This window comes from Ferruginibacter sp. (assembly GCF_014377975.1).
GTDB lineage: Bacteria > Bacteroidota > Bacteroidia > Chitinophagales > Chitinophagaceae > Ferruginibacter.
Map to the genome: position 1 here is coordinate 1 of NZ_JACMOO010000113.1, position 9753 is coordinate 9753.

Below are 9753 nucleotides of genomic sequence, written 5' to 3' on the forward strand. Positions count from 1 at the left end.
AAAATACCTATGATGTAATCATTGTAGGCTCTGGAATTAGCGGCGGATGGGCCGCCAAAGAGCTATGTGAAAAGGGGTTAAAAGTGCTGATGCTGGAAAGGGGCGAAAATGTGGAACATCCCAATTATCCAACTGCAACCAAAGATCCCTGGGATTTTCCTCACCGGTTAAGTTTATCAGAAGCTGATAAAAAGCAGCAGTTTGTTCAAAGCCGTCACTGGTCTTTCAGGGAAGACAATAAACATTTTTACATCAACGATCAGGAGAATAAATATGATGAAACCAAACGGTTTGACTGGATAAGAGGTGACATTGTAGGAGGGCGTTCGTTGCTATGGTCCCGGGCTTGTTACCGCTGGAGCGATCTTGATTTTGAGGCCAATCATAAAGAGGGTATTGCGGTGGACTGGCCTATCCGTTACAAGGATATTGCACCCTGGTATGATTATGTAGAATCGTTTATTGGTGTAAGCGGCTCTGCAGAAGGTATACCTCAATTACCAGATGGGGTATTTCAGCCACCTTTTGAAATGAATGCGGCAGAAAAATATTTTAAAACAAAAGTGGAAGCGGGTTTTGCAGACCGTAAAGTAATCATTGGGCGAACAGCCAATCTTACCAAACCTGTTCAGGGCCGCGGCCAATGCCAGGCAAGAGATTTATGTCATCGTGGTTGTCCGTATGGGGCTTATTTTAGTACCAATGCCAGCACCATGCCCGCCGCTTATGCTACCGGTAATTTAACTGTGCGGCCACATTCACTGGTAAATAAAGTATTGTATGATGAACAGAAGAAACGAGCTTCTGGAGTAGAAATAATTGATACGCAAACCAACCAGGTACAGGAGTTTTACGCCCGCCTCATTTTTTTAAATGCCTCCACGGTAGCCACTGCTTTTATTTTATTAAACTCAACATCATCCCGCTTTCCTGCCGGCTTGGGCAATGGCAGCGGGCAGGCAGGCCGTAACTTAATGGACCATCATAAAGGTTTTGGCGCTTCAGCAAGTATTGAAGGTTTTGAAGACCAGTATTATTATGGCCGCAGGCCAACGAATATTTATATTCCGCGTTTTAAAAATGTAACAAAAAAAGATAAGGCATTTTTGAGAGGCTATCATTTTGGCGGAAATGCTTACCGCAGCCAGCAGCAAAATGATGCCGTGATTGGAGCTGAACTTAAAAGTGCTATGAGCGAACCAGGCGGATGGCGGATAGGATTGTATGCCTTTGGTGAATGCCTGCCTTATGCAGATAACCGCGTTACTTTAAACAATAACAAAAAAGATAAATGGAGCCGGCCAGTTATTGCCATTGACTGCGAATTTAAAGACAATGAAAAAGCCATGCATGAAGACATGAGCATTACTGCGAAGGAGATGCTGGAAAGCAGTGGTTTTAAAGATATCCAGGTAGGCGGTAAAATTTCTTTTCCCGGAAATGCAAATCATGAAATGGGCACTGCCCGTATGGGAAGGGATGCTAAAACATCTGTACTCAACAGCTTTAACCAAATGCATGAAGTGCCCAATGTATTTATCACTGATGGCTCCTGCATGACATCGGGCAACTGCGTAAATCCTTCACTTACATATATGGCGCTTACAGCCCGGGCATGTGATTATGCGGTAAAAGAATTGAAGAAGATGAATATTTAATACATTTTACTCAAAGTGCATAAAGGAAAATAAGATAACAAAGAAAGCGCATTCTTAAAGGAAGCACTCCTTTGTGTACGTTGTTTTTCGCCGTTTTCTTTGTGTGAAAAATTTACGTTATTTTTCGCAATATCCTTTGTGTGAAACAAGCAATTCCTTTGCGTACTTTGTTTTTCGTAGTACTCATTGTGTGAAATAATTTGTATCGTACATTCAATTAAATTTATACAACATGAAACTTACATTTTGCTTCCTTCTTTTTATTGTTATTGCGTTTGGTACTTTACCAGTGTTTGCTCAAATGAGCTCAGCGTCTATTGATAGTCTGGTTGAAAAAACACTCACCACTTTTGATGTGCCAGGCATTGCGGTAGCTGTGGTAAAAGATGGTAAAATTATTCATGTAAAGGGATATGGGGTACGGTCTTTAAATACGAAACAAAAAGTAGATGAACATACGTTGTTTGGCATAGCTTCTAACAGCAAAGCTTTTACAGTGGCGGCATTGGGTATTTTAATAGATGAGGGAAAGCTTGACTGGAATGACAAGGCAGCCGACATTATTCCCGAATTTAGAATGTATAATCCTTATGTAACGGAAGACTTTACTATCAGGGATTTATTAACGCACCGCAGCGGGCTGGGGCTTGGTGCCGGTGATTTAATGTTTTGGCCCGACAGCAATAATTTCACCAAAAAAGACATCATTCATAACCTGCGGTATTTAAAACAGGTAAGTGGCTTTAGAACAAAATACGATTATGACAACCTGATGTACATTGTTGCAGGTGAGGTATTGGCAAGGGTTTCAGGTACAAGCTGGGAAAATTTTATTGAAACACATATATTTCAGCCGCTCGGTATGACGGAAACGGCCACCTCTTTTAAAAATGTAAAAAATAAAACCAATGTAATTGATCCGCATGCGCCGGTGGATGGTAAAGTACAGGTGATCCGCCGCGACTGGAGTGAAATCGCCAATTCAGCCGGTGGAATTTACAGCAATATTACCGACATGAGTAAATGGATTATCCTGCAAATGAACGATGGTAAATATGGAGATGGGCTGGAGAAAAAAATATTCAGTGAAGCAGTGCATGAAGAAATGTGGACGCCTCAAACCATCATCCCGGTGCATGGCCCAACGCCTTATAATACTCATTTTTCTGCATACGGTTTGGGCTGGGGTTTAAGTGATGTGAAAGGTTATTTGCAGGCAACGCATACTGGAGGACTTGCCGGTATTGTAACACAGGTTACGCTGATACCAGAATTAAAGCTGGGCATTATTGTTTTTACCAATCAGCAATCCGGCGCCGCTTTTACTTCCATTACCAACACCATCAAAGACAGCTATCTTGGTATTACCGGTGTGGACCGTATTAAACAAAACCATGACAGGGTGGTAAAAAATGAAACTGAAGCAGCAAAAATTACCGGAGATATCTGGAAAGATATTGAAGCAGAACAAAAGAAAAATGCTGCACCGAAAGATATCAGCCTTTTTACCGGAACCTATACAGACAAATGGTTTGGAGATGTGGTAATTTATGCAAAGAATGGCAAGCTATGGTTTCAATCCAAAAGATCTTACCTATTGAACGGTGAAATGTTTCCTTACAAAGGCAATACGTTTATTGTAAAATGGGGCGACCGAAGCCTGGACGCAGATGCCTTTGTACAATTTGATTTGGATAACAACGGTAAGGCAAACCATATAAAAATGAATGCCATTTCACCATTGACAGATTTTAGTTTTGATTTTCAGGATTTGGATTTCAGCAGGGTGAAATGAGTTGAGGCACTTTACCGGCATTAATTTACAGGCCTTTGATTGTGACAACAACGAATAAAATATTAACTGGACTTCTAATAACTGAAGCGCCTTAACCGCATGCCTTTTCTATGCACAACCTCAATGCGAACCTTGCCAGCCATTTGAACCTTGCCATGCTTGTATTGGTGAAGGACAGATTGTAACTTTTTGGACAGGATTTAATTGCTTTAGTTACAAGCGCTTACTGGATTTTCACAAACTTTCTGCTAAGAAAAAAAGTGTTTAGACAGTGGGATTACTCTTTAGTGGTAAATTTTTTGCTGGATTTTATTGTAACCCGTGATACCAACAATTTTAAGAAAAGTATTTTGCCTGTAATGACACCTGAAGAAGCAATCAGCTTTCTGGAAAGTAGTATCACCGGGTAATAACAACAGAGAAAACTATAGAAAGAAATCTCAATTTGTAAAACAAAAAATATATTTTTTAATCCTGCAACTTCACCTGGTGTTAACTACTATTTCTTAAATTGTAGAAAACGTTCAACAAAAAGGTAAACGAGGTTTATCTTATCAAAAATTCATTAAAAATATTGCCATCTCCCCGTAAAAATATTTAAATTGTACATCTATATTTAACATACTTCAAAATAAACATAAAATGGCTGTTTACGAAATTAACATCAACAATAAACTATACAAAGTAGACGTGGAATCAAACATGCCTTTGCTTTGGGTAATCCGCGATTTTGTGGGATTAACCGGCACCAAGTTTGGTTGCGGTATTGCGCAATGCGGCGCCTGTACAGTACACCTGGATGGTAACCCAATACGATCCTGCAGTTTTCCTGTTGCTGCCGTAGGAGCAAAAAAAATTACTACCATCGAAGGTATTTCCGAAAATGTGGATCATGCCATACAAAAAGCATGGATAGAATTACAAGTGCCTCAGTGTGGTTACTGCCAGTCGGGCCAGATAATGAGTGCTGTGGCATTGTTAAAAGCAAAGCCAACACCTACAGATGCGGATATTGATGCAGCAATGCAGGGTAATCTTTGCCGTTGTGGTACTTACCAGCGCATACGCAGTGCCATACACCGTGCTGCTGAATTAGTATAATTCATCCATTTTTTATTGATTTATTTTCGACAAAAAGCTCATCATTTCAACACGTATATCATGGAAAAAATTGATTCAAATATTAACCGGCGGCATTTTATAAAATTATCAGGCATCACCGGGGCAGGGCTCATTGTGGGATTATCTTTAAAGGGTAGTAATGGCATTAGTGAAGTAGCCAACCTCAGTGGTGAAACCGCTTCTTACGAACTAACACCTTATGTAGTCATCGAAAAATCAGGTGCCATTACTATATTCAACACAAAGCCCGAAATAGGGCAGGGTGTTTTTCAATCGATTCCGGCGCTCATTGCAGAAGAACTCGAATTATCGCTCGATCAGGTAACGATTAAACAAACCGGTGGCCAAAAACAATTTGGACCAATGCAGTTTGCCGGTGGCAGCATGTCGGTAAGATCAAGTTATACTGAACTGAGAAAAGTGGGTGCAAGTGCAAAAGAAATGCTGCTAACGGCAGCAGGCAAGCGTTGGAATGTTCCGGTAGAAGAATGCAAAGCCGAAAGTGGAAAGATCCTGCACGCTGGTTCGGGCAAAAGCGCAACCTACGGGGAGCTGGCCGAAGCGGCTTCTAAACTGGAAGTACCAAAAGAACCCAAATTAAAAGATCCCAAAGACTTTAAATTGCTGGGCAAAAACACACAGCGGCCGGATATTCCATTGAAGAGTTCTGGTAAAGCTATATTTGGTATTGACGTATCTGTACCAAACATGGTGTATGCATCTTTAGCACATTGCCCGGTGTTTGGTGCAAAATTGATAAGCTTTGATGCAACTGCCTCAAAAAAAGTAAAGGGTGTAACAAGAGTGGAAACCTGCGAAAGAATTATTGGTAAATATAAATATCCGGCCGTTGCTGTTATTGCCGACAATTACTGGGCTGCTTTGCAGGGGCGTAAAGCGCTCACCATAAAATGGGATTACCAGGGTAATGATACATTTAATTCAAAAACCTACGAACAAGGTCTTAGGGACCTGGCAAAAAATGAAGGTACGATAGCCCATAACCAGGGTGATTTTGATAAAACTTTTAGTGCATCACCGGTGAAGCTGGAGGCTTTTTATGAAACGCCCATCGTATCGCATTCCCCCATTGAACCCATGAATTGCGTGGCTAGCTGGATGGAAGGGAACAAGCTTGAAATATGGGTATCTACACAAGTACCCGGCGATATCATCGAATCTTTTTCAAAGGCCTATAATGTGCCAGATGGAAATTTAAAAGTAAACGTATTATTTAATGGAGGTGGCTTTGGACGCCGGTTGTACAACGATTATATTCATGAAGCGGTGCAGTTGACGAAAAAAATTGGGCAGCCTGTTAAGCTAATCTGGACAAGAGAAGATGATACACAATTAGGTCCATTTCGCCCAATGACATTCTCTGCCATGAAAGGAGCATTATCTGCCGATGGCAAAGCAATTGCTTTTCAACACAAAGTAATTGCACCTTCCCTTGATGCAAGTGAAAAAGAAAATTACGACAAAGCAAAACCTGATGCCACTATGACGGAGGGCATCAGTGAACAAAAGTATGAAATTGCCAACATGAAAAATTTGTATGTGTATGCAGACTCACATATTCCGTTTGTGGCCTGGCGGGCTGTAACCAGTACTACGCTTGCTTTTGCGCATGAATGTTTTATAGATGAAATGGCGGTAAAGGCAATGAAAGATCCTATGGCTTTCAGGTTAGAAATGCTTACCAAAGATTCTGATACAAAGAATGTATTGCAAAAATTAAAAGAGGTCAGCAACTGGGATAAGCCATTGCCCGCAGGCTGGGGAAGGGGCGTGGCACAGTATGAATTTTTTGCAGGCCTGGGTGGTTACGTAATAGAGGTATCAAAAAAAGGCACCGGTGTAAAAATAGAAAAAGTATATGGTGTAATCGATTTGGGTACCGTAGTAAATCCGGATACGGTAAAGGCACAGGTAGAAGGTGCAGCAGTGATGGCTTTAACAGCAGCTATTAAAAGCGGTATAACTTTCGACAAGGGGCAAACGGTACAAACCAATTACCACAACAACAAGTTAGTAAGGGTAAATGAAATGCCGCAGGTAGAAGTACATATCCTTGCCAATGGAGGCTCAACAATAAAAGGTGCAGGCGAACCAGGCCTTCCGCCATTTGCTCCTGCTTTGTGTAATGCTATTTTTGCAGCAACGGGTAAGCGTATCCGCAGGTTGCCTTTTGATATTAATGATGTGTGAGTATGAAAAGTAGAAAGTTATGGATATCTGCTTTTAATGCAGAATTCGCGTTTCCATTGCGCTGTTCTGTGAATTGCACAGCCTTTTAGGGCAGAGAGAAAATTTTTCATTTGTATTTTTAAATTGTTACATCATGTATAAAATTTTTGTGTCCTCAATAATGGCGGCAGGCGTACTTATTATAACCAGCTCTTTTTTTCAAAAATATGATTTGGCAAAAAGTATAGAGCGTGGCAAAGAAGCGTATACGCTCTACTGTATGAGTTGCCATATGGTTGATGGAAACGGTACACCAGGTGTTTTTCCGCCGCTGGCAAAATCAGATTATTTAAAGAAGCCGGTGAATTTGTTGATTACGGCGGTACTGGAAGGGCAGGATGGAGAAATAATTGTTAATGGTACAACATACAATGCATTAATGCCTGCGCAAAACTATTTAACTGATGAGCAAATTGCAGACGTATTAAATTATGTACGCAATGACTGGGGCAATAAAAACACCATCGCTGTTACACCAGCGCAAGTAAAAGTTTTGCGCAAATAAAATATGGTTGGTATTAACGGGTTTACAATGAAAGAAATTAATGATATTATAAAGGCATATGACCAGGCACTGAGGATGGGCGAACAATCGGCGCTGGCTACGGTGGTGCATGTGGAAGGATCTTCTTACCGCAGGGAGGGAGCCCGTATGCTGATTACAGAAAAAGGACAATTAACCGGTGCTATCAGTGGCGGTTGCCTGGAAGGTGATGCACTGCGAAAAGCTTTACTGGCAATGGCGCAGCAACGCCCCATGCTAGTTACTTACGATACAAATGATGAAGACGATGCTACCATTGGGCTAGGCCTCGGTTGTAACGGCATAATACAGGTATTGATAGAACCTATTAATGCTACAAAAGCAAATAACCCGATAGTACTGTTAAAAGCACTTGCAGCTAAACGGCAGAAGGGGGTGTTGGTCACCTTGTTTAGTTTACACGATAAAAAGGCCATACAACCAGGAACCCGTCTGCTGCTAACGCCAGATCAAAATCACGGTGATGCATTTGAGTTAACAAACATTTTATTGAAAGATGCCCAAACGGTTTTGTTACAGCAACAATCTGTTTTTAAAGAATATATTTTTGAAACGGCACCGGTCGATGCATTTATTGAAATGATACTACCTGCTGTTGCTTTAATAATAATTGGCGCAGGAAATGATGTAATTCCGCTGGTAAAAATGGCAGATATCCTCGGGTGGCAATCCACCATAGTGGATGGGCGGCCTGAATATGCAAGGGCAGAACGTTTTACTGCTGGTTGCCAGGTGCTTTTGTCAAAACCAGAAAATTTACTGGATCAGATTACCATTGATGACCGTACCGTGTTTTTGCTGATGACCCACAATTATAATTATGACAAGACGATGCTTCCGTTTTTACTAAGCAGGAATGTGGTGTATGTGGGTATGCTTGGCCCACGTAAAAAGCGGGACAGAATGCTGCAGGAGTTAACGGAAAAAGGAACCTGGTTTACACAGCAGCAACTGGCAGTTTTGCATAGCCCCATTGGTTTGGATATTGGTGCTGAAACACCGGAAGAAATCGCGCTGTCAGTTATTGCTGAAATAAAAGCGGTATTATCCGGAAAACATGGCAGCCCGCTTGCAACAAATAACACGGTGGTAATTCATTCAAGGGCTGTGGTAAAAATGTAATACATTCAACAAATCAGATAGCTCATAATTGTGATTCAGATGTTACTGTTTTAGTTTTGAGGAGCCAATATGAAAATTGATATGGGGTAGAACAAATGTGTATTTGAAAATATTTAAGAAGCGCCTTTGAGCAATTATTACTGATACCGGATATTGAATAAGATTTAAAAAAATAATATTTTTTACAATATATCCGGCGGGGTTTTAATAATTAAATTTGTGCATACACACAGAAAAAATAGTAACCCTTCCAAAAAATAAAATCATCCATCATTTCTTCACAAAAAAATATTGTAAATCATTGCGGCGTTATTGTGCTGGCTGCTGGCGGTTCAACACGTTTGGGAAGGCCCAAACAGTTGTTGCAATACAAGGGAAAAACTTTATTGCAACATGCTGTTGAAACAGCTGTGGATACAGGTATCCATCCAATTATTGTGGTTACTGGTTGTAATTCAGAATTAATTGCAGGGCAAATAAATAAAATGCCTGTGGACATTGTAATAAATGAGAAATGGCAGGATGGAATGGCCTCATCCATAGTTTGTGGCTTAAATTTTCTATTGTCAGGATATCCTTTACCGGATGGTGTAATCTTTATGATGAGCGACCAACCCTTCGTATCTGCAGCTTTGATAAAGAGTCTTTTAGTAACACAACAACAAACAGGAAAAGCAATGGCAGCAAGCAGCTACAAAAATTCCACCGGGGTTCCTGCGCTTTTTCACAAAGCTTTCTTTCCGCAATTGTTGAGGTTATCCGGTGATGCCGGTGCCCGTACAATTTTACAACCGTATTCCAGCGAAGTGGCAACCGTTTCATTTGCAAAAGGCAATATTGACATTGATACCGCAGAAGACTATGAAAAATTATTGCAGTCAGAATAGTGAACAGTACTGCTTCATTAGCCGGATCATTTTTATACCGGGCGCTATTTGGTATTGTGCAAAATAATTTTAACGATAGCCTATTTTACAAAATAGAATCTTCTACATCATTCATCGAAAGAATGGGTTCTTTAAACGAAAAATAAAAAAGAGTTGAATTATTTGTTGCATTTTTACATCAGAAAGAAAGAGAAGCTAGATATTAAAATGAAAATTCAAATCTTTTAAAAATTAGTAAGCGTTAGTTGTGTCACAAAAATGGTTAAAGACAATAGCTAAAGATGCGCAGGAGAAGACAAATTTAAAACAACCAACCAAGAAAATTAAATTCAGGATTTATATTTTAAATGTTCCATTTTTTGGGACATTTTTTTG

8 protein-coding genes are annotated in these 9753 nt (G+C 40.4%); all 8 read left to right on the forward strand.

Going from position 1 to position 9753, the window contains the following annotated elements:
- Window positions 1-1658 (forward strand): GMC oxidoreductase (locus H7254_RS06680; protein ID WP_301932232.1); only part of this gene is annotated, 1658 nt, incomplete at its 5' end.
- Window positions 1659-1890: 232 nt separating this feature from the next.
- The gene (locus H7254_RS06685; RefSeq protein WP_301932233.1) at window positions 1891-3453 is read left to right on the forward strand and encodes a serine hydrolase; all 1563 of its coding nucleotides are present in this window, start codon (window positions 1891-1893) and stop codon (window positions 3451-3453) included.
- A gap of 260 nt (window positions 3454-3713) precedes the next feature.
- The gene (locus tag H7254_RS06690; protein ID WP_301932234.1) at window positions 3714-3863 is read left to right on the forward strand and encodes a hypothetical protein; all 150 of its coding nucleotides are present in this window, start codon (window positions 3714-3716) and stop codon (window positions 3861-3863) included.
- Between the two features lie 232 nt (window positions 3864-4095).
- The gene (locus tag H7254_RS06695; RefSeq protein ID WP_301932235.1) at window positions 4096-4554 is read left to right on the forward strand and encodes a (2Fe-2S)-binding protein; all 459 of its coding nucleotides are present in this window, start codon (window positions 4096-4098) and stop codon (window positions 4552-4554) included.
- A gap of 60 nt (window positions 4555-4614) precedes the next feature.
- Entirely contained in the window at window positions 4615-6786 is a 2172-nt protein-coding gene (locus H7254_RS06700; protein WP_301932236.1) for a molybdopterin cofactor-binding domain-containing protein, read from the forward strand.
- A gap of 133 nt (window positions 6787-6919) precedes the next feature.
- Window positions 6920-7330 carry a cytochrome c gene (locus H7254_RS06705; protein WP_301932237.1) on the forward strand — a complete coding sequence of 137 codons (411 nt, stop codon included), beginning with the start codon at window positions 6920-6922 and terminating at the stop codon, window positions 7328-7330.
- A gap of 27 nt (window positions 7331-7357) precedes the next feature.
- Window positions 7358-8491 carry an XdhC family protein gene (locus H7254_RS06710; protein ID WP_301922928.1) on the forward strand — a complete coding sequence of 378 codons (1134 nt, stop codon included), beginning with the start codon at window positions 7358-7360 and terminating at the stop codon, window positions 8489-8491.
- Window positions 8492-8805: 314 nt separating this feature from the next.
- Complete coding sequence (locus H7254_RS06715) at window positions 8806-9378, forward strand: nucleotidyltransferase family protein (RefSeq protein ID WP_301932238.1); 573 nt, start codon at window positions 8806-8808, stop codon at window positions 9376-9378.
- Window positions 9379-9753: the final 375 nt, after the last annotated feature.

Bases quoted from the DNA above. Each gene is read 5' to 3' on its own strand.
- H7254_RS06685 (WP_301932233.1), top strand. From the start codon at position 1,891: ATGAAACTTACATTTTGCTTCCTTCTTTTTATTGTTATTGCGTTTGGT.
- H7254_RS06695 (WP_301932235.1), top strand. From the start codon at position 4,096: ATGGCTGTTTACGAAATTAACATCAACAATAAACTATACAAAGTAGAC.
- H7254_RS06700 (WP_301932236.1), top strand. From the start codon at position 4,615: ATGGAAAAAATTGATTCAAATATTAACCGGCGGCATTTTATAAAATTA.
- H7254_RS06705 (WP_301932237.1), top strand. From the start codon at position 6,920: ATGTATAAAATTTTTGTGTCCTCAATAATGGCGGCAGGCGTACTTATT.
- H7254_RS06710 (WP_301922928.1), top strand. From the start codon at position 7,358: ATGAAAGAAATTAATGATATTATAAAGGCATATGACCAGGCACTGAGG.